Here is an 18,951-nt window from a genome sequence, read left to right as displayed (position 1 = left end):
GCCCCGTGGCGCGAGAATGAAACCGGCGTGAGGGAATCTTCACGAGGCGGGCCGCGGTGCCGGAGGGCACGGGCCCGGGCGCGGAGGACGCGGCGCCCGCCCGGGGACGCGCGAGGGGGCGGTGCCGCGGCGGCACCGCCCCCCGGACGTCGGTCACCGGTGCCCCGGAGCCCGGTCGGACGGGGTGGGCGGGGGTCAGCCCCGTCCGGACGTCTTCCGGAGCCGGTCCAGGTCCTCCTGGTCCCAGCACTCGACCCCGGTGAGCTCGGGCATGGTGTCCTTGGTGAACACCGGGTCCCTGCCCTGCTTGCGCTGCTGGACGAAGTCGTCGAGCAGACGGCAGGCAACCGGGGCGAGGAAGGCCAGGGCGGCGAGGTTGACCAGGGCCATGATGCCCATGGTCGTGTCCGCCAGCGTCCAGACCAGGCCGCCGGAGCCGATCGCGCCGAGGAAGGTCACCACGACGACCGTGAACCGGAAGGCGATCATGACCGAGGGGTTGCGGGTCAGGTAGCCGATGTTCGAGGCGCCGTAGAAGGTGTTGCCGAGGACCGAGGTGAAGGCCACCAGCAGGATGATCAGCGTGAGCAGGTGCAGCGCCCAGGAACCGAGGTTGGCCTCCAGCGCGTTCTGGGTGAGCGTGGGACCGGCCTCCGCGCCGTAGGTCGGGTTGGACAGCAGGATGATGAAGGCCGTGGTGGAGCAGACGATGAGGGTGTCGAAGTAGACGCCGAGGGTCTGCACGAGGCCCTGCTTGACCGGGTGGCTGACCGCGGCGCTGGCGGCGGCGTTGGGCGCCGAGCCCAGGCCGGCCTCGTTGGAGAACATGCCGCGGCGCATGCCCTGCACGATCGCCGTGCCGATGCCGCCCGCCGCGATCTCCCGCAGGCCGAACGCGTGCGCGACGATCTCCGCGATGACGGCGGGGATCTGGCCGATGTTCATCGCGACCACGGCCAGGCCCATGAGGACGTAGACCGCGGCCATGAACGGTACCAGCGCCGTCGCGGCCTGGGCGATCCGGCGGGCCCCGCCGAAGATGATGACGCCGGTGGCCACGGCGATCACCGCGCCGACCGCGTAGGGCAGCCACGGCGCGGGATCCGTGCCGGTGGCGGTGGAGACCGTGTTGGAGATGGCGGCCGAGATGGTGTTGCTCTGCACGCTGTTGAACACGAGGCTGAAGGTCACCGTGATGATCACGGCGAAGAGCACGCCCATCCACTTGGCCCCGAGCCCGCGCTCCATGTAGTAGGCGGGACCTCCCTGGTACCCCTCCTTCCCGCCGACCTTGTAGAGCTGGGCGAGAGTGGACTCGACGAAGCTGGCCGCCCCCACGATCAGCGCCATGGCCCACATCCAGAAGACCGCGCCGGGCCCGCCGAGGGCGATCGCGGTGGCCACACCGGCGATGTTGCCGGTGCCGATGCGGGCGGCGGCCGACACGGCGAAGGCCTGGAAGGCCGAGATGGGCTTGCCGCCGTCGGCCGCGAGACCGGGGTCGCCCCGCATGGCGCGGAACATGTCGGGCAGCAGGCGGAACTGGACGGCCTTGGACCGCACTGTGAAGTACAGGCTCAGGACGAGCAGCACGGGGATGAGCAGGTACGCCCAGAAGACGTCGTTGAAGCTGGAGACGCCAGCACTGATGGCTTCCACAGGGAACGTTCCCTTCGTCGTCGGCGGAGACGGGGTTGTCTCGCTCCGCGACCGGTTCGTGTCCGCGGGGGGTCGGGCGGAGGTTGCGTGCGGTGTGGGGCTTTCCGTCGGGGCTCGGACACGGAGTGCGACGACGCGGTCGAGATCATCGCCGGTCGAAGCGCCCGGGCCGCCGGGGTGTGGCGGGCCCCGACTGGATCAAGGGAAAAACGCCCGTCGTGCAAGATACGTCACTTCGGTGAGTGATTCGGTCGATGTGTCCGCGGTCACGGTCGGGGCCGGGGCGCGGCGTCCGGGCGGCGGCGTCCGGAGTGGGGCGGGATGCCGCCGGAAAGGCGCCCGGTCGCCTGCGTGCGCCCGTCCGGCGGGGATCGCGTGGCGTGCGTCACGCGCCAGTCGGGGGAGCAGTCGGCAAAGGGGGTCACTGTACGCGTCCGAAAGACCACGAATTACCGTAGTTATACGAATGTGACATGTTGCGTCCGTGTTAACTCATTCGCTACCGTTCACACCGTGGTACAACTTCGTATAGCTCTGGCCCAGGTCAACCCGGTTGTGGGTGACCTGGAAGGAAATTGCGACAGCGTCGTCGCTTACGCTCGTGAGGCGAGTGACGCTGGAGCCCATCTCGTCGTTTTTCCCGAGATGGTCGTGACGGGATACTCGGTCGAGGATCTCGCCCTGCGGGACGGCTTCGTCTCCGCGTCCACCAAGGCCACCCACCGACTCGCCGAACGGCTTTCCGCCGCGGGGCTCGGGCACCTTCCGACGGTCATCGGATTCCTGAATCGCAAGGAGGGCGCCGGGGCCCGGTTCGGCCAGCCCTCCGGCGCGCCGCAGAATTCCCTCGCGGTCCTGCACCGGGGCCGCGTCCGACTCGTCTCCGCCAAACACCACCTGCCCAACTACGGCGTCTTCGACGAGTTCCGCTACTTCGTTCCCGGCCACACGCTTCCTGTGCTGCGGCTGCACGGCGTCGACTTCGCCTTCGCCATCTGCGAGGACCTGTGGCAGGACGGCGGCCCCGTCGCCGCCGCGGCCGAAGCCGGGGCCGGGATGCTCATCACCCTCAACGGCTCCCCCTACGAGCGGCACAAGGACGACGTGCGGCTCGGACTGTGCCAGCGGCGCGCACGCGAGATCGGCGCCGCCATCGGCTACGTCAACATGACCGGCGGCCAGGACGACCTGGTCTTCGAGGGCGACTCCCTCATCGTCGACGCCGACGGGGAGCTCGTCGCCCGGGCCGCGCAGTTCGAGGAGGAACTGCTGGTCACCGACGTCTCCCTCCCCCCGGCGGAGGACTCGGCGGACGAGCTGACGCAGGCGGGCGACTTCCGGATCGTCCGGTACACCGTCTCCGACCAGCCCGCGGCGCCCTACGAGTCGCGCCCGCCGGTCCTGACCCCGCGCAGGGACCCGCTCAACGACCTGGGCGAGGTCTACTCCGCGCTCGTCACCGGGGTCCGCGACCACGTCCGCAAGAACGGGTTCACCTCGGTCCTGGTGGGCGTCTCCGGCGGCGCGGACTCCGCGCTCACCGCCGCCATCGCCGCCGACGCCGTCGGGCCGGAGCACGTCCACGCCCTCATCACCCCCGGGCGGGGCGCCGACGCCGGGGCACTGGAGCGCGCCGAGGACCTGATCAAGCGCCAGGACCTCATCCGGCGCCTGCACCCGACGGACGGCCTGCTCGACGCGTTGGAGTCGGCGTTCGACTCCGACGACGAGGGCCGTGCCGCGCTTCTGGCCCAGGCGCGGGGCGCGCTCCTGACCGCCCTCTCCCGCCAGGAGGGGCACCTGGTCCTGGCGACCGGCAACAAGACCGAACTCGCGACCGGGATGTGCGCCCACTACGGCGACGCGGTGGGGGCCTACGCGCCGCTCAAGGACTGCTGGAAGACCCTGGTGTGGGAGCTCGCCCGCTGGCGCAACGCCCAGGAGGCCGGGGCTGACGGCCGGCCGCCCATCCCGGAGGCCTCCCTGGAACGGAGGCCGGTCAGCGGTTGGGGGGTCCTCGACCCCGCGCCCGCGCGCCCGGAGTACGAGGTGCTCGACGGCCTGCTCGACGCCTACATCGGCACCGACCAGGGGGTCGCGGCGCTGACGGCCGCCGGGTTCGCCCCCGACCTGGTGCGGCACGTCGTCCGCCTGGTCGACCGGGCCGAGCACAAACGCCGCCAGTACCCGCCGGGTCCCAAGATCACCCGGCGCAACCTGGGCCGGGACCGGCGCCTGCCGATCACCAACCGGTGGATGGCCTGAGGCCGGTCGCGGCGACGGACGACACCGCGGTGCGGGGCCAGGACGCCCCGCACCGCGGCCGAGGGTCAGATGCCGAACGGCGCCGCGTAGCGGACGGTTCCGCCGGGCAGCGGGTGGTCGGCGTCCAGGGCGAGGGCCATGAGCGCCTCGTCCGGAACCTCGACGCTCAGGCGGATGCCGTGCGCGGAGGCGCGGGTGAAGCCGAACCTGGGGTAGTACGCCGGGTGCCCCAGGACGACGACGTGGCGCTCGCCCCTCTCCCGCGCCGCCGCGAGTGCGGCGCGGACGGCCGCGGACCCGGCGCCGGTCCCCTGCAGTTCGGGCAGGACGGCGCACGGCGCCAGGCACAGGGCCGGGACGTCGCCGATGTGGCAGCGGGTCAGCAGCGCGTGGCCGACGACGCGGCCGTCCGCGTCCGCGGCGACGAGGGACAGGCCGTCGATCCACGCGGACGCGTCGGCGCGCAGGGCGTCGACGAGGTCGGACTCCTCGTCGCGGCCGAAGGCGGCGCGGACGACCTCACGGATCGCGGGGATGTCGGCGCGCGTTTCGGCGCGCGTGGTCCAGGTGCTGTTCATGGGTGGTCGGGAACCGTTCTGGAGTGGTGTTCGCGGACGTGCCCCGCGGGCTCACGCTCCCAGCGGAGCGGACGAGGGTCAGGCCGCGGCCCGGGACGCGGGGCGGACCCGGGTGCCGCACACGGTGGCCGTGAGCACGGTCATCGGCCCCACCACCCTCGTTCCTCACTCCGAACACGAACGCGTGTCAGGCTACCAGCCCCGCTCAGGCCGCTCCGTGCCCGCGAACCGCCGCCCGGTCCGTCCCGCCTCCCGTTCAACGCGGCATGCTGTCCCGGCGCGGGTCGGCCTCCGCGGGCGCCCCGGTTCGCGCGGTGTCCTGGGGAACGGTGAGCAGGCGGATGCCGTGCGCGGCGAGCAGGGCGCTCACCAGAGCGACGGCGCCGCCCGCCCAGCCGCCCGCGTAGGACTCGCCCATGAACGCCACCCCGACCACGGAGGCCGCCACCGGGTTGGTCAACGTGGTGATGCCCAAGGGCGCCCCGAGGTCCATGCCCTGGTAGGCGGCTTGGGCGAGGAACAGGCCGAGGATCGCGATCACGGGCGTGGCCAGGGTGGCGGGGTGCGCCAGACCGGCGGCCCCGGTGTCGGCGATGACGGCGACGGACGTCTTGACGGTGGCGGACGAGACCCCGAAGGCCACCCCGGCGGCTCCCGCCAGCAGGTAGCTGCGCCACGCCGTCGACGGGACCCGGCCCGCGCCCCACGCCGTGACCAGCAGGAGAGCGGTCGTGCCGACCCCGACCAGCACGGATCCGGGCGTGTCGAGCACACCGCCCTGGCCGTTGGTGACCGACACCGCGAGCAGCGCGCCGAGCGCCACGACCGTGAACGCCGCGCCGCGCCACTCCGCTCGGCTCACGCGCCGTCCGCCCAGCCTGGCCGACCACGGGATGCCGAAGACGAGCACGAGGACGCCGAGCGGCTGGATCACGGTGAGGGGGGCGAAGCTGACCGCCGCGACCTGGAATCCCGCGCGTCCCCCGTTGAACACCAGCGACACCCACCACAGCGGGTGGCGCAGCAGGTCGACCACCTGGCGGCGGCCCGTGAGCGGTGCGGTCACGCGCACGGCCAGCCGACGCTGGGCCACCGCCGCCGCCGTGTAGGCCGAGCAGGACAGGACCGCGAACATGATCCCCAGCCAGATACCCATGCGGACATCCTTCCGTCCGTGTGGTGATCCGTGTCGGGCGGGGTCGGTCCTCCCCTAGCCCGTGCGATCGCCGCTGGTCGGAGCGTCGGTGGCCGGTCGCGGTCCGTCCGGGGACGGGCGGGCGAAGAAGCGGTTCGCGGACGGAGCGAACATCAGGGCCGAGGCGGCGAGCACCGCGACGACGTGGGCGGCCCGGACACCCGTGAACAGGGGGCCGTGCTCCCGCAGTCCGAGGGCGTCCAGGACGGTCGCCCCCTCGGCCACGGCGAGCACGGCCGGGACGGTGAGCGTGCCCAGCCCGACGACGGTGAGCAGCACGGTCAGGGCCGCCCGCGCCCAGCGCAGCCCCCGGGCGAACCACACGACGAGGAGGGCGGCGAACGTGTAGACCGCCACGCGGAGCGCGAGGTTCACCCACAGCCCGGGTCCGGCGCCGGGCAGGTCGGGGGCGACGGCCAGGGCGGTCTCCGCGACGCCGGAGGCGACGGCGACCGCCCACAGCGCCGTGGCCCAGCGGACGGAGCGAGGAGGAGTCCGATTCATGAGCCCAGGATGGTCCGCCCCGGCCCCCGGTACGAGGATGCGCGCTCCCCTCACGCGGTGGTGCGCGGACCCCTACCGGCCGGCGCCGGGGCACGCGGCTCCGCGTGCCGTCCGGAGCGGGCTACGAGATGACCCGGAGCCGGCCGCGGGGCCGGCCGCGGAGCCCGTCGACGGCCTGGGCCGTTTCCTCGTCCGCGGGGAGCAGGACGACCAGCTGCTGCGCGTCCGAGGAGAGTTCGAGCGTCTCGCGGGTCAACCGGAGCCCGCACCCGGAGGGGTGGTGGAGCCGGAGGTCGCCGCGTGCCGGGACCACGTGCCGGTTGAGGCGGCGGGTGAACTCGGTTCCGGCGGCGGGCGCGAGTTCCGTGCTGAACCACTCGGAGCTCTCGACGGACGGCGCGTGCCACAGGTCGAACGCCTGCTCGTCCGCGACGGCGTCCCAGTCGGCGAAGAAGGACCGGGCGCGGGGATCGGTGAAGACGTAGCGGGTGAGGTTCGGGGCGTCGGCGTCCAGCAGCCCGGATCCGCTCGCCACCGCCTCGAACGCGCTGGTGTGCGCGAGGACGTCGCCCAGGCGGTTGGTCACCATGGCGATGCCCGGTTCGAGGAGGCGGAGGGTCTCCAGGACGGACGGGCGCACGTCCCGGCTGAGCGGTTCGGGGCGGGCGTGGGCGACGCACTCGCCGCCGGTGATCTTCGCGAGGTAGCGCAGGTGGCCGCGCTCCGCGCGATCGAGGCTCAGGGCGTCGGCGAGGGCGTTCACCACCGCCACCGAGGGGTTGCGGTCGCGTCCCTGCTCGATGCGGGTCAGGTACTCCACGCTGATGCCCGCCCGCGCGGCCAGATCCGAACGCCGCAGACCCGGTGACCGGCGGCGGCCGCGTTCCGGCAGCCCCAGTGACTCCGGCTGGACGCTGTCGCGCTTGGCCCGGACGAAATCCCCCAACGGTGAACCCATGGCCCCGAGCCTAGGGTGCCGCCCGCCGACGGCACAGTGCTCAGGGTGGCCCCACGGGGGCCAGCCTGACCACGGTCTGGTCGCCGCGGCGGCGCGGCCCGATCGTGGTGGGTATGGAGAACACACACAAGCTCGTGATCCTCGTCGGAAGCGTCCGGGAGGGGCGGTTCGGCCCGACCGTGGCCTCATGGGTCGCCGACCAGGCCGCCGCGCACGGCGGTTTCGAGGTGTCGGTCGTCGACCTCGCCGAGGTCGACGTCCCGCTGGCCCTGCCCGCCGTGCCGCCGCTGCTCGCCGGTGACGACTACCCCCGGCCGGCCGGGATGGCGGCGCTGACCGAGGCGCTGGAGGGCGCCGACGCGATCGTCGTCGTCACGCCGGAGTACAACCACAGCTACCCCGCGTCGTTGAAGGCGGCCGTCGACTGGCACTTCACCCAGTGGACCGCCAAGCCCGTCGCCTTCGTCAGCTACGGCGGGGCGGCGGGCGGGCGGCACGCGGTGCTGCACCTGGAGAACGTCCTGACCGAACTGCACGCCGTCACCGTCCGCGACGGTCTCGCCTTCCCGAACTACTACGCCGCGTGGGAGGACGGCCGTCCGCTCGACCCCGAGGCGTCCGGCCACGCCAAGAAGCTGTTCGACCAACTGGCCTGGTGGGCGGGCGCGCTCCACGCGGCGCGCGAGGCCGTCCCCTACCCGGCGTGAGGCGGGGCCGACGGGGGCGGCCCCGGGGGTGACGCGGGCGCGGCGGCGACGGCGTCCGCCGCCACCCGGGTCAGTCGCGGCTGGGGGCCGCGCCGCGGTAGAGGGCGGCGACCACGTGCTCGATGTCGGGCTCGCGCAGAGTCAGGTCGGCGACGTCGTGCCGCCGTGTGACCTCGGAGATCACCGACGCCGGGTTGGCCGACAGCTCCACCCACTGCCGGGGGCCCTCCACGCGTACGCAGCGGCCGCCCGGAACCTCGATCGGCGGGGCCGGGGCCGCCAGGTCCACGACCAGGACGCGGGGGGTGGGCACACTCGCGCGCAGCCCCGGCAGGTCCCCGTCGTAGGCCAGCCGCCCGTGGTCGATCACCACCACCCGTCGGCACAGCCGCTCGACGTCCCCCAGATCGTGCGTGGTGAGCAGGATCGTCGTCCCCTCCTCCGCGTTGAGCCGGAGGAGGAACCCGCGGATGGCGGACTTGCTCACCACGTCCAGCCCGATGGTCGGCTCGTCCAGCACCAGCAGCCGGGGCCCGTGCAGCAGCGCCGCCGTCAGGTCGCCGCGCATGCGCTGGCCGAGGCTGAGCTGGCGCACGGGCGTCGATAGGAACGGGCCGAGCTCCAGCAGGTCGGTGAGTTCGGCGAGGCGCCGCGCGTGGTCGGCGGCCGGGACCCGGTACATGTGCCGGGTCAGCTCCAGGCTGTCGCGCAGCGGCAGGTCCCACCACAGGGTGGTGCGCTGGCCGAACACGACGCCGATGCGCGAGGCCAGCCGGGTGCGCTCGCGGGAGGGCTCCAGCCCGGTGACCCGGACGCGGCCCGCGGTCGGGGTGAGGATGCCGGTTAGCATCTTCATCGTGGAACTCTTGCCCGCGCCGTTCGGCCCCAGGTAGCCGACGATCTCGCCCGGCTGGACGCTGAGGGTCACGTCTCGCACGGCGCTGACGGTCCGCCTCCGCCGTCGGAGGAAGGGGCCCTCGCGGAGGACGAAGTCGCGGCCCAGGCCGACGGCCTCGACGACGGGCGGGTGGTTCGCGGTCATGGGTCAGCTCCCGGTGGATCGGTAGCGGCGCAGCCCGGCGCGCCAGCACAGGGCGGCGACCGCGCACGTGAGAAGGGCGGCGGCGGGCGGGGCGAGGCGGAGCGCGTCCGGCAGGCCCGTCGGGTCGGGGCGGCCGAGCAGGTACAGGGCGGGCTGCCAGCTGACGAAGGCCAGCGGGACCACGAAGGTCACCGAGCGCACGACCTCCCCGGCGTAGATCGCGAGCGGGTACTCGGTCAGCGCCTGCCCGCCGTAGGTGAGCGAGTTGGCGGCCACGTGCGCCTCGGGGAGGACGAACTGGAGACACGCGCCCGCCACCCACACGCCGCAGCAGAGGGCGGTCGCGGAGACCAGCAGCACCGGCAGCGCCAGCACGCGTGCGGGCGTCCAGTCGATGTCGCACGCGGCGAGGGCGGCGGTCAGCGCACCGGCGGCGGGCACGATCTTGCCCAGACGACGCGGTGTGAACTGGTCGGTGGCCAGCAGCACCAGCGTCGGGACCGGGCGGATCAGCATCGTGTCGAAGGCCCCGGACCGGATGTGCCGGCCCAGGCGCTCCACCGATCCCATGAGCATGTCGGCGCACCCGAACGCGGTCGCGGACAGCCCGTACACGAGGAGCCCCTCGCGGACGCCGAACCCGGCGAGCTCGCCCGCGTGGCCGAAGACGATCAGCACCGCCGTCATCTCCGCGAGCGCGCCCAGGGCGACGAACACGGTGAGCAGGGTCAGAGAGGCCGGGTACTGGGCCAGAGCGCGGCACCACGTCCACGCCAGGCGGGCGTAGGCGCGCAGCGGCCACAGCGCGCGGGCCGTGAGCGGTTCAGCCACCCTGGACCACCACCCTGCGCGTCGCCCGGGACGTCGCCAGCGCGCCGAGGGCCAGGAGCACGGCCGCCCAGAACGCCTGGAGGGCCAGGCCGCCGACCGCGCTCCCGCCCGGCAGGGTGTCCTTGCCGAGCAGGATCTCGGCGGGGATCTGGATCATCGACGCCCACGGCAGCAGCCGCAGCACGTCGCCCACCGCCGTCGGGAACAGGGTGAGCGGCAGCAGCGTCCCGGCGGCCACCGGTCCCAGCAGCCCGGCCGCCGCCCACACGCCCCTGGTGTCGGTGAGCCAGAACCCGGCCAGCGCGTACAGGTAGCGCAGTGCGAAGGCGATCACGGCGACCAGGACGAAGGAGGCCAGGACGGCGGCCCATCCGAGGAACCCGGTCGGGTACCGGAGGTCGAACAGCAGGACCCCGACGCCGAACGTGGGGACGGAGCGGAAGACGAGCTGGAAGGCCGCCCGGCCGAGGTCGTCCGCCAGCCACCAGGACTGGAGCGGCACCGGGCGCAGGAGGTCGATCGCCACCGCTCCGTCGCGGACGCGGTCCTCCAGGTCCAGGGGCGGACCCATGACGGCGGACACCCCGAGCAGCGCCTGGGCGACGAACACCTGTGTGACGGCGTCGCGCGCGTCGTAGCCGTTGATCTCGGGGCGGGCGGCGAACAGTGCGAGCAGGACCATCGCGTTGACGACGCCGAAGACCGCGTTGGTCAGCACGTGCGCGACCGTGGCGGCCCGGTAGGTGGAGTAGCGGCGCAGCCCTCGGGCGAACACCGCGCGGTGGACACGCATGGGTGTGGCTCCTGGCGGATCGAGACCGTGCTGGGGTGATCGTCCGGTCTCGGCACCGGGGCGGGGGCCGCCGCGGGCGAGGCCGGATCCGGCACGTCCCTGATCTCGCACAGGTCCGGGTCGCCGCGAGGGAGTGAGGCTAGCACAGGGGAAGGGGGCGGGCGAGGGCTTTTCGTCAACGCGTGGACGGCGGCGCGCCGAGGTCGGCCCCGGCCGCACCGGCGCGGACCGGCCCGGATAGCCTCCGACTGCCGAGCGGACGGGGAGGAACAGCTGGTGACGTCGACGACTGCGGGGACGACCGGGGACGGCCGGAAGGTCGTGGTGCTGACGGGGGCGGGGTCGGGACTGGGCCGCGAGACGGCCCGGCGGCTGCTGGCCGACGGGCACTCCGTGGTCCTGGCGGGGCGCAGGCGCGCGACGCTGGAGGAGACGGCGGAGGGGCACCCCGGCGCCGTGGCCGTTGAGGCCGACGTGACCTCGGCGGACTCTGTGCGGGCGCTGTTCGACGTGGTCCGGGAGCGGTTCGGCCGGGTCGACGTGCTCGTGAACAACGCGGGGGTCTTCGGCCCGAGGGCGTCGGTGGACGCGATCACGGACGAGGACTGGGAGCGCACGCTGGCCACCAACGTGACCGGCTCGCTGTACTGCGCGCGCGAGGCGGTCCGCCTGATGAAGGAGCAGTCGCCGAGCGGGGGCCGCGTCGTCAACAACGGGTCGGTGTCCGCGTACGTGCCGCGCCCTCTGAGCGTGGCCTACACCGTCACCAAGCACGCGGTCACCGGGCTGACCGCCGCGATGAACCTGGACCTGCGGGCGCACGGGATCCCGTGCACGCAGATCGACGTGGGCAACGCGGCGACGCCGATGGTGGCCGACTTCGGCGTGGAGGCGCTGCAGGCGGACGGGTCCACGCGCGCCGAGCCCACGATCGACCCGGTGCACGTGGCCGACATGGTCGCCCACATCGTCTCCCTGCCGCTGGACGTGTCCGTTCCGCGCGTCACGGTGATGGCCAGGGAGATGCCGTTCGCCGGGCGGGGGTAGTCGCCGCTCCGGGCCCCGGCGCGGTCCCCTCCTCGGGAACCCCGGGAGTGCCCTGGAGTGACCGCTCCGCGGGATGAGGACCCGCGCCCGGCGGGGCGCGCTCAGACCGCGGCCGGGCGGGCCGGTTCGGTCCGCTCCGCCCGCTCCCCACGGGCGCAGCGGGCGTGGCCCCAGGCGACCAGGGCGATCACCAGCAGGGCGAAGAAGGCGTTGCCGCCGTACTTGAGCAGCGGCGCGACCGGATCGCCCAGGGGCTCGACCACGAACGACAGCAGTCCGTAGACGACGAGCGGCGCCCCGGCCACCAGGACGACGTGCCGCCCGGACCAGTCCTCGCGCCGCGACCACGTCCAGAGCAGGGCGGCCAGTCCGGCGAGCACGGCCAGCTTGCCCGCGACGCCGGGCCAGGTCGGCGGGAGGAACGCCGTCCCCGCGGCCGCGAGGAAGGCCAGACCGCCGGCGATCCAGGGCGACGGAGCCCTCCGGGCAGACCCGGACGCCGTCCCGTCCGCCGGTCGGCGCGGCAGGGTGAGGGCGACCACGACCAGGAGCGCCGCGACGGCCGCCGCTCCGGCGAGCTGGCCCGGGGACGCGGTGAAGTCCCCGGTGGACTGGTGGTCGTCGAACACGAGGTAGGCCGCCGCGAGGTAGAGGACGGCCACGGCCGCGGTGCCGAACCAGCCCAGCCACGGGCGGCGGGCGAGGTCACGCGGGGCGAGGGCCTCGACCACGGCGATCGGCGCGCCGAAGGACCAGACCGTGTGGCCCAGCAGGAAGGTGAGCCCCATGTCGGCACTCACCCCGATCTCCTCGACGAGCGTGGGACCGCGCATGCCGTCCCAGCCGTCGATGTCCCGGTAGGAGGGGTCGAACAGGCTCTGGTCGACGAGCCCTGCCTGGACGACGCCGAAGGCCAGCGCGAGGAGCAGGATCGTCGGCCAGCCGCGCCCGGTGCGGCGGGCGGTCTCACGGATGAGCAGGGCGACCGCGCCGTACAGGGGGCCGAGGATGAGCAGCCCGCCGAGGAGGACGAGCGGTCTGCCGACGTTGGCGTCGTAGCCGATGAGGTACTCGGCGCAGACGGGGGAGAGCAGGAGCAGTCCGATCACCGGGAGCAGGCGGCGGCGGAGGCGTGGACGCGGGACGGCCGGTGTGGTGGGCATGCCGTCGACATTAACAGAGCAGTCACTCTATTAATAGTCCGGTGAGGTCGGGGGCCGCGAGCGACGCCGGTATGCTGCGCGGGATGCGCACCGTCAACCCCGAACAGCACGCCCGCAGGCGGGCCGCCATCCTGGCCGCCGCCGCCCAGGAGTTCGCCGAGAAGGGCCTCGACGGCACCTCCACGGCGAGCATCTGCCGCCGCGCGGGCATCGGCTCCGGCACGCTGTTCCACTACTTCCCGACCAAGCGCGACATCTTCCACGCGCTCTTCGCCGACGACCTGGAGGGCGGCGTGCGCGCCCGCGAACGCGCCCTGGCCGCCGACGACCCGCGCGCGGGGATCGACGGTCTGGTCGAGCACCTCGTCTCCGACGCCGACGACCCGCTCGTCCCGGGCCTCATGGCGGCGGCCCTGTTCCAGGTCAACCGGGATCCGGAGTTCGCGCGTCTGCTCGGGGAGGACGAGGAGCGCTCGGTCGAGACCCTCACGGCCCTGCTGCGCGCCCTGGCCGACGCCGGGAGGCCGCCCGCCTTCCCGCCGGAGCGGACCGCCCGCTGGATCCACCACCTCGTGGACGCGGTCTTCCTCTCGGCGGGGGACGACGACTTCGACGCCGACCGCGCCCGCGCGGAACTGCGCACCCTGGTCGACTGGTTGCTGACCGGCCCCGATCGCACTCCGTGACACGGGTCACCCTGCGTCGTTACCTGAGGTTCACAGAGTGACGACGCGACGCAACGTCGGGTGGGCACCGTGGTGGGCATGGACGCTTCCGAAGGCAGCTACGGAACCGACGACCGCACGCGCCCCGGCTTCCTCGGCCGCGAGGCGCTGGACCTGGGAGTACTTCTGCTCGCCGCCGGTGCGGCGCACGTACTGGTGCTCTCCCTCGGACACAGTGACGGCGGTGTCCGCGCCCTCATCACCATGGGGGTGATCCTGCTCGCCGTCTCCGCACTGCACCGCTGGCACCGCCACCGGAGCGCGGCGACCCGCCGGCCGCGGACGGGCGGCCGCGCGCGGAAGGGCGCCCCGAAGACCCGGGGCGCCGTTCCCGACCGGCCGGAGGAGGCCGTGGACCGGCTGTGGAGCGTGCGGGTCACGCTCGCCGACCTCCCCGGCGGGCTCGCCGCGCTCACCGCCCGCTTCGCCTCGCTGGGTGTCGACATAAGGCTCGTGCGGGTCCACCCGGACGAGGAGGAGACCACCGACGAGTTCCTCGTCAGCGCGCCCGCGCACGTGGGCGAGGAGACGCTGTACTCGGCGGTCCTGGGCGCCGGGGTCCGCGACGCCATCGTCCGGCCGGCCGACGTCCACGAACTCAGCGACACGACGAGCCGCACGCTCAGGCTGGTCAGCGCGCTGGTGGAGGGCGCCACCACCCTGGAGGGGGCGCTGCTGTCCCTGGCCTCCGCCCAGGACGTGGAACGGGCGGAGGAGGCGCCCGAGGGGATGGGCCGGGAGGACACGGACGGGACCACGATGACCCTGCCCGCGCCGGACGGGGCGGTCCTCGTCGTCCGCAGAGTGGGCGTGCCCTTCACCGCCGTGGAGTTCGCGCGCTGCCGGGCGCTGGTGCAGGTGGCGGCCTCTCTGCACGGGCGGTCGCGGCAGCGCTGAGCGGACCGGGAGGTCGGCCGGGCCGTGGTCGTGGAGGCTGCGCCGGGGGCACCAGGAGGTCCCGCACCGGACCGATGCCCGCGCTCCAGACCACGGCCGCCAGGAGGACGACCCCGAGGGCGGGCAGCCGGTCCGCCCTCCGGCGGGACGCCAGCACGGTGAGCGGGAGGCCGACGGGGGCCGGACGCGGCGGAGTCGTCCACAGTCGCGGATTCGGTGAGGAAAACGCCGGGCGCGTGGGTAGATGTCGCGTATGGCAACCCCACTGTCACCCCCCGTCCGAAGCCGCCCCCGACCCCTCGCCCGCACCGCCGTCCTGGCCCTGGCCGCGTCGTGCGCGCTCGGGACCGGCGCCGCCCTGCCCGCCGCTCCGGCGCACGCCGCCGCGCCGAGCGTCGCCGTCCCCGCCACGCTGCCACCCGATCTGCGGGAGGGTGATTCCGGCGCCGACGTGACCGCGCTCCAGGACCGGCTGAACGAGCTCGGTTACTGGACCAACGGTGTGGACGGCGAGTTCGGCTACCACACCGAACAGGCCGTCATCGCCCTCCAGAAGGCCGCCGGGATCGCCCGGGACGGCGTCGTCGGACCCGACACCGAGAACGCCCTCGACCAGGGTGTGCGCCCGTCCGCCGCCACCGGCTCCGGCGATCTGCTGGAGATCGACCTCGACGCCCAGCTGCTGCTCGTCGTCTCCGACGGCGAGGTGGAGCGGATCGTCAACACCTCCACCGGATCGGGGCGGCCCTACGAGAGGTGGGACGGGACCGAGGTCATCGCCACCACGCCCACCGGGACGTACAGCGTCTTCCGCGAGGTCGACGCGTGGGACCCCGGGCCGTACGGGGCGCTGTACAGGCCCAAGTACTTCAACGGCGGGATCGCCGTCCACGGCTACCCGAGCGTCCCGGCCCAGCCCGCCTCGCACGGCTGTGCCCGGGTGAGCATGGCCGCGATGGACTGGCTGTGGGAGAGCGGAACGATGGAGGTGAACACCACGGTCGTCGTGTACTGACGGTCGGGGCCGGGGCTGGTCGGCGGCGCCCCGCGGGGCGGCCCGCTCCGCGGCCCCGACCGGCCGCGAGCACCGACTGCGCGGTGCTGCTCGACGGCGTGACCGCGCGCCCGGACGACGGATGCCGCCACCGGAATGGCGTGGTTCGCCCGGTCCCCGGGCTGTCGGTGCGTGCCGCTGGGACCAGGCGTTGGCCCTGGTGGCGGGGTACGGTCCCGAGGTCCTGGTGGGCCTGGTCCCCGTGACCGGATTACGGACATCCGTTACCAAGGATTCCGGTTCGTCTGATCTGGGGCGAAAGAGATCGTTTTTACGGGAGTACCAGGTGAAACAGGTGCGGATATCGCGTTGTGATTGGCGACGTTTTCTCCGGTGCGTGAGATCACCTTCTCCCCCTTTTTGAGGAAAATTCCACCAGAGGTCGCCGCAGGGGTCCGCGGACCTGTGCGGAGGAGACGAAGACCTCGTCTCCGGCGGGGCGTCGGGCGCTTTCGTGTGTCGTCTTCATCCGGTAGATTTCTCGGTAACCGATCAGTCGGGGTTCTCTCCACAACGTCCCGTCATCGGTGTTCCCCCTACTTCTCACGCGTGCGCGTTCCTGTCCGCGTCAGCACGCGTCGATGATCGTGGTCGTCGTCCCGCCCGGTGAAAAGGAGACGGTGTGAGCAACACGGGCGTCCTCGAACCGACCGGTCCCAACGACTCCCTCAGCGGAGTGGGCTGGTTGGACCGCCTTCTCGCCACGCCCGTGAGCGGCGTCGTCGAGCGGCCCGGCGCGGTCCGCGACCGCGCCGGATACCACCGGCGCCCCGACCCCACCCACGCCGCCACCGCCGCCGAGTTCCTGCTGACCATGCGCCGCTACCTCGTCTGGGCGGGCGACTGGTCCTACGTCGAGCTGGAGTACCTGTGCGGGGGAGCGGTCAAGAGCTCCACCTTCCGCGCCGCCCTCGAAGGGGCCTGCCTGCCGCGTTACGTCGTCCTCATGGCCTTCGTGACCGCCTGCGCGGGCGAGGACGAGGCCGAACGCCGCCGCTGGGCGACCGCCTGGCACCGGCTCCGCCGCTCCGGCCACGCATAGCCCGTTCCGGCGGGCCGAACGCCGGAACCGGCTGCGCGCCGGGGCTCCGCGCGCTCAGAGCGTGCCCCGTGTCGCGCGGTCGGCCCCCTCGCCGGTCCGAGCCGCGGGTGTGCCGTCCAGGAGCCGGCCGGTGAGCGCCGCCAACCGTCGGCGTACCTCGGGGTCGTAGGCCTGTTCGTGGGCGCGGGCCTCGTCGAAGCGGTCGAAGTAGCGCCCGGTGACGCCCTCCAGCGCGGGGTCGGCGACCAGTCTCAGCGTGGGAAGGACGCCCGCGTCCACGGTGGTGGCGGGGGTGAGCCCGCCGTGCCGCACCATGCGCGTGTCCATCAGGTGGGCGGGATGCAGCGCGTTGACCGCCGTGCCCTGCCCCCGCAGCTCCTCGGCGAGGTCGAAGGTGCCCATGATCATCGCCAGCTTCGCTCGGCAGTAGGCCTCGACCCCGTGGTAGCCACGGGTGAACATCGGGTCGTCGAGGTCGAGGGGGAGTTGCCCGATCGAGGCGACGTTGACGACCCGCGCCGAGCCCGCGGCGGCCAGAGCCCCCCGCAGTTCGCGGACGAGCAGGTACGGAGCGAGATGGTTCGTGGCCAGCCGCAGTTCGTACCCCTGCGCGTTGGTCTCGCGCACGGTGGGGTCGGCGCCTCCGCCGACGGCGGCGTTGTTCACCAGGACGTCCAGGGCCGGGACGTCCTGCCGGACGTGCGCGGCGAGGTCTCGCACCCGGTCCAGGTCCCCCAGATCGGCCTGGTAGACGCGGACCGCCTCGGCGCGGTCCGCGACCTCGTCCGCGACGCGCTCCAACCGGTCGCGGTCGCGGCCGTGGAGGAGCAGGACGGCGCCTCGGGTGGCGAGATCGTGCGCCAGGTGTCGCCCGACGCCCGCCGACGCGCCGGTGATCAGTACGGTCTTGCCTCGCATGAAGCATCCACCTCTGAATTAGCATCAAGGACTTGATGGATGTTCATGACTGTACACCTATTCGCGGCGGTAGGCTCGCCGCTATGGAGGAGATGCCCGCCGGAGAACGCCTCGGCTTCGACATCAAGCGCGCCGAACAGGTCCTGATGTCGGCCAAGAGCGCGGCCCTGCGCGGTACGGGGCTGAGTGTCGCGCAGTACGCCGCCCTGTTCGCCCTCCAGGACAGCCCCGGGATCTCCGGCGCGGCGCTCGCCCGCGCCTGCCTGGTGACACCCCAGGCCATGGCCGCCGTGCTCAAGACCCTGACCGCCGAGGGGCTGGTGGAGAGGGTGCCGCACCCCTGGCATCAGCACGTCCTGCAGACCCGGATCACCGATACGGGCGCCGAGCGGCTGCGCGTCGCCGACCGGCGTGCCGTCCGGATCGAACGACGCATGGCGGACGCCCTCACCCCCGAGGAGCGCGACACCCTGCGCGCCCTCCTGGGCCGGTGCGCGGAGGCCGTCAACGCCGACGACGGCGTCTGAACGTCACTCGCCGACGACGCCCGCGTCGATCCGCTGCCCGCTGGTCGTCTGCACCACGACCGGGACGCCCTGGGGGACCCGGCCGTCGAGCCGTTCGGTCAGTTCGTCCGCCGGGGGGAGGTCGCCCGAGGCGCGGACGTGCACGTGGATCGTCCGCGACACCATGTCCACACGGGTGACGGACGCCCCGGGAACGTCGGCGAGCCACGTGTCGGCGGCCTCCCGCGCCCGCGCCGTCCACAGGTCGACGAGGAGCGTGACCGTGGTGTTGCCGACGAGCGGGACGAACACCACCGTGAACAGCAGAGCCATGGCGAAACGGGTCCTGCGGGCCGTCCGCCTGGCGCCCCCGGCCCCGTACCCGACCGCCGCGAAGACCGCCATCCCGGCGGAGACCAGGCCGAACAGGTTGGACAGGAACAGCACGAGCGCACCCGCGGCGGGCCAGAACGCGAGGTGCCCGAGGCACACTCCGACCACCACCAGGGGCGGGACGAGGGAGATCGCGATCGCCACCCCGGGCAGCACCGCGGCCACGTCCCGGCGGGACATGGCCAGGGCGCCGGCGAGGCCCGTCGCGATCGCGGACACCAGGTCCATCAGACCCGGCGACGTCCGCCCGGAGACCTGGCTGTTGGAGAGAAGGTCGTAGCTGTCCGGCAGGGCCACGGAGAACAGCAGCCCCACGCCGATGACCAGCAGGCAGCCGAGGACGACGACGCTGACCGACCTGGTCCGCCGCCGCTGGACCGATCCCAGGGCGATGCCCATGATCGGCGTGGCCAGGGGCGCGATGATCATCGCGCCGATCACCGTGGCGGTCGAGTCGGTGATCACGCCTCCCGACGCGATGACCGCCGACAGCGTCAGCATCGTCCAGAACGCCGACCGCTTGGCCCTGCTGTCCCCCGCCGACAGGTCGAGGTCCTGCACCATCTCGTCCACCGTGCGACGTTGGCTGGCCGGAACGATGCGTTCGAGTAGTGCGCTGAGCATGGCCCGAGTATCGCCCCGGCGGCCGTCCCGACCAGGGCAGACACGGCGGT

Annotated in this window: 19 protein-coding genes; 8 read left to right on the top strand and 11 right to left on the bottom strand. The window is 73.4% G+C overall.

Translation table 11 applies throughout. The annotated features are described in order from the left end of the window. Positions 1-195 precede the first annotated feature (195 nt). A complete protein-coding gene (locus ACIBFB_RS13660; protein WP_397229771.1) occupies positions 196-1,659 on the bottom strand; it encodes an alanine/glycine:cation symporter family protein in 1,464 nt (487 codons plus the stop codon). Positions 1,660-2,172: 513 nt separating this feature from the next. On the opposite strand from ACIBFB_RS13660, the gene ACIBFB_RS13655 reads away from it, so the two are divergent. After that, positions 2,173-3,924, top strand: coding sequence for an NAD+ synthase (locus ACIBFB_RS13655; protein ID WP_397229769.1), 1,752 nt, complete (start codon positions 2,173-2,175; stop codon positions 3,922-3,924). A 65-nt stretch (positions 3,925-3,989) separates the two neighbouring features. On the opposite strand, the gene ACIBFB_RS13650 is transcribed toward ACIBFB_RS13655, so the two are convergent. The 4 genes from ACIBFB_RS13650 to ACIBFB_RS13635 all read right to left on the bottom strand — a co-directional run bounded on the left by ACIBFB_RS13650 (position 3,990) and on the right by ACIBFB_RS13635 (position 7,159). Continuing rightward, entirely contained in the window at positions 3,990-4,502 is a 513-nt protein-coding gene (locus ACIBFB_RS13650; RefSeq protein ID WP_397229767.1) for a GNAT family N-acetyltransferase, read from the bottom strand. 256 nt (positions 4,503-4,758) lie between these two features. Next, on the bottom strand, positions 4,759-5,658 hold the full coding sequence (locus tag ACIBFB_RS13645; RefSeq protein ID WP_397229765.1) for a DMT family transporter: 900 nt from the start codon (positions 5,656-5,658) through the stop codon (positions 4,759-4,761). A 54-nt stretch (positions 5,659-5,712) separates the two neighbouring features. After that, entirely contained in the window at positions 5,713-6,201 is a 489-nt protein-coding gene (locus tag ACIBFB_RS13640) for a hypothetical protein (RefSeq protein ID WP_397229763.1), read from the bottom strand. 121 nt (positions 6,202-6,322) lie between these two features. Then, positions 6,323-7,159 carry a helix-turn-helix domain-containing protein gene (locus ACIBFB_RS13635; protein WP_397229761.1) on the bottom strand — a complete coding sequence of 279 codons (837 nt, stop codon included), beginning with the start codon at positions 7,157-7,159 and terminating at the stop codon, positions 6,323-6,325. 113 nt (positions 7,160-7,272) lie between these two features. Here ACIBFB_RS13635 and ACIBFB_RS13630 point away from each other — a divergent pair, with 113 nt between their 5' ends. Beyond that, entirely contained in the window at positions 7,273-7,866 is a 594-nt protein-coding gene (locus tag ACIBFB_RS13630; protein WP_397229759.1) for an NADPH-dependent FMN reductase, read from the top strand. Between the two features lie 70 nt (positions 7,867-7,936). Here ACIBFB_RS13630 and ACIBFB_RS13625 read toward each other — a convergent pair whose 3' ends face one another. From ACIBFB_RS13625 to ACIBFB_RS13615, 3 genes are read right to left on the bottom strand one after another with little or no spacing between them, the layout of a single operon-like run. Further along, positions 7,937-8,908, bottom strand: a complete 972-nt coding sequence (locus ACIBFB_RS13625) for an ATP-binding cassette domain-containing protein (protein WP_397229757.1) — start codon at positions 8,906-8,908, stop codon at positions 7,937-7,939. A 3-nt stretch (positions 8,909-8,911) separates the two neighbouring features. Continuing rightward, a complete protein-coding gene (locus tag ACIBFB_RS13620; protein WP_397229755.1) occupies positions 8,912-9,739 on the bottom strand; it encodes an ABC transporter permease in 828 nt (275 codons plus the stop codon). Then, positions 9,732-10,532, bottom strand: a complete 801-nt coding sequence (locus ACIBFB_RS13615; RefSeq protein WP_397229753.1) for an ABC transporter permease — start codon at positions 10,530-10,532, stop codon at positions 9,732-9,734. Before ACIBFB_RS13615 ends, ACIBFB_RS13620 begins: the two co-directional genes overlap by 8 nt. Before the next feature lie 276 nt (positions 10,533-10,808). Between ACIBFB_RS13615 and ACIBFB_RS13610 the strand changes: the two genes are divergently transcribed. Next, on the top strand, positions 10,809-11,579 hold the full coding sequence (locus tag ACIBFB_RS13610) for an SDR family oxidoreductase (RefSeq protein WP_397229751.1): 771 nt from the start codon (positions 10,809-10,811) through the stop codon (positions 11,577-11,579). Between the two features lie 101 nt (positions 11,580-11,680). On the opposite strand, the gene ACIBFB_RS13605 is transcribed toward ACIBFB_RS13610, so the two are convergent. Beyond that, on the bottom strand, positions 11,681-12,742 hold the full coding sequence (locus tag ACIBFB_RS13605) for a hypothetical protein (protein ID WP_397229749.1): 1,062 nt from the start codon (positions 12,740-12,742) through the stop codon (positions 11,681-11,683). 83 nt (positions 12,743-12,825) lie between these two features. Here ACIBFB_RS13605 and ACIBFB_RS13600 point away from each other — a divergent pair, with 83 nt between their 5' ends. From ACIBFB_RS13600 to ACIBFB_RS13585, 4 genes are all read left to right on the top strand, one after another. Next, positions 12,826-13,428, top strand: a complete 603-nt coding sequence (locus ACIBFB_RS13600) for a TetR/AcrR family transcriptional regulator (RefSeq protein WP_397229747.1) — start codon at positions 12,826-12,828, stop codon at positions 13,426-13,428. 78 nt (positions 13,429-13,506) lie between these two features. After that, a complete protein-coding gene (locus tag ACIBFB_RS13595) occupies positions 13,507-14,364 on the top strand; it encodes an ACT domain-containing protein (protein ID WP_397229745.1) in 858 nt (285 codons plus the stop codon). Between the two features lie 253 nt (positions 14,365-14,617). Further along, entirely contained in the window at positions 14,618-15,379 is a 762-nt protein-coding gene (locus ACIBFB_RS13590) for a peptidoglycan-binding protein (RefSeq protein ID WP_397229743.1), read from the top strand. A gap of 661 nt (positions 15,380-16,040) precedes the next feature. After that, on the top strand, positions 16,041-16,460 hold the full coding sequence (locus tag ACIBFB_RS13585; protein ID WP_397229741.1) for a hypothetical protein: 420 nt from the start codon (positions 16,041-16,043) through the stop codon (positions 16,458-16,460). A gap of 54 nt (positions 16,461-16,514) precedes the next feature. On the opposite strand, the gene ACIBFB_RS13580 is transcribed toward ACIBFB_RS13585, so the two are convergent. Continuing rightward, positions 16,515-17,378, bottom strand: coding sequence for an SDR family NAD(P)-dependent oxidoreductase (locus ACIBFB_RS13580; protein WP_397229739.1), 864 nt, complete (start codon positions 17,376-17,378; stop codon positions 16,515-16,517). A gap of 83 nt (positions 17,379-17,461) precedes the next feature. Between ACIBFB_RS13580 and ACIBFB_RS13575 the strand changes: the two genes are divergently transcribed. Then, positions 17,462-17,905: a MarR family winged helix-turn-helix transcriptional regulator gene (locus ACIBFB_RS13575; RefSeq protein WP_397229737.1), complete on the top strand. Its 444-nt coding sequence runs from the start codon at positions 17,462-17,464 to the stop codon at positions 17,903-17,905. 3 nt (positions 17,906-17,908) lie between these two features. Here ACIBFB_RS13575 and ACIBFB_RS13570 read toward each other — a convergent pair whose 3' ends face one another. Continuing rightward, positions 17,909-18,901 carry a DUF389 domain-containing protein gene (locus tag ACIBFB_RS13570; RefSeq protein ID WP_397229736.1) on the bottom strand — a complete coding sequence of 331 codons (993 nt, stop codon included), beginning with the start codon at positions 18,899-18,901 and terminating at the stop codon, positions 17,909-17,911. Positions 18,902-18,951 lie beyond the last annotated feature (50 nt).

The organism is Nocardiopsis sp. NPDC050513 (assembly GCF_044457925.1).
Lineage (GTDB): Bacteria > Actinomycetota > Actinomycetes > Streptosporangiales > Streptosporangiaceae > Nocardiopsis.
This window is presented reverse-complemented; position numbering and strand designations above follow the sequence as displayed.

Bases quoted from the DNA above. Each gene is read 5' to 3' on its own strand.
- ACIBFB_RS13625 (WP_397229757.1), bottom strand. From the start codon at position 8,908: ATGACCGCGAACCACCCGCCCGTCGTCGAGGCCGTCGGCCTGGGCCGC.
- ACIBFB_RS13580 (WP_397229739.1), bottom strand. From the start codon at position 17,378: ATGCGAGGCAAGACCGTACTGATCACCGGCGCGTCGGCGGGCGTCGGG.
- ACIBFB_RS13605 (WP_397229749.1), bottom strand. From the start codon at position 12,742: ATGCCCACCACACCGGCCGTCCCGCGTCCACGCCTCCGCCGCCGCCTG.
- ACIBFB_RS13645 (WP_397229765.1), bottom strand. From the start codon at position 5,658: ATGGGTATCTGGCTGGGGATCATGTTCGCGGTCCTGTCCTGCTCGGCC.
- ACIBFB_RS13595 (WP_397229745.1), top strand. From the start codon at position 13,507: ATGGACGCTTCCGAAGGCAGCTACGGAACCGACGACCGCACGCGCCCC.
- ACIBFB_RS13615 (WP_397229753.1), bottom strand. From the start codon at position 10,532: ATGCGTGTCCACCGCGCGGTGTTCGCCCGAGGGCTGCGCCGCTACTCC.
- ACIBFB_RS13650 (WP_397229767.1), bottom strand. From the start codon at position 4,502: ATGAACAGCACCTGGACCACGCGCGCCGAAACGCGCGCCGACATCCCC.
- ACIBFB_RS13570 (WP_397229736.1), bottom strand. From the start codon at position 18,901: ATGCTCAGCGCACTACTCGAACGCATCGTTCCGGCCAGCCAACGTCGC.
- ACIBFB_RS13630 (WP_397229759.1), top strand. From the start codon at position 7,273: ATGGAGAACACACACAAGCTCGTGATCCTCGTCGGAAGCGTCCGGGAG.
- ACIBFB_RS13600 (WP_397229747.1), top strand. From the start codon at position 12,826: ATGCGCACCGTCAACCCCGAACAGCACGCCCGCAGGCGGGCCGCCATC.
- ACIBFB_RS13590 (WP_397229743.1), top strand. From the start codon at position 14,618: ATGGCAACCCCACTGTCACCCCCCGTCCGAAGCCGCCCCCGACCCCTC.
- ACIBFB_RS13575 (WP_397229737.1), top strand. From the start codon at position 17,462: ATGGAGGAGATGCCCGCCGGAGAACGCCTCGGCTTCGACATCAAGCGC.
- ACIBFB_RS13640 (WP_397229763.1), bottom strand. From the start codon at position 6,201: ATGAATCGGACTCCTCCTCGCTCCGTCCGCTGGGCCACGGCGCTGTGG.
- ACIBFB_RS13635 (WP_397229761.1), bottom strand. From the start codon at position 7,159: ATGGGTTCACCGTTGGGGGATTTCGTCCGGGCCAAGCGCGACAGCGTC.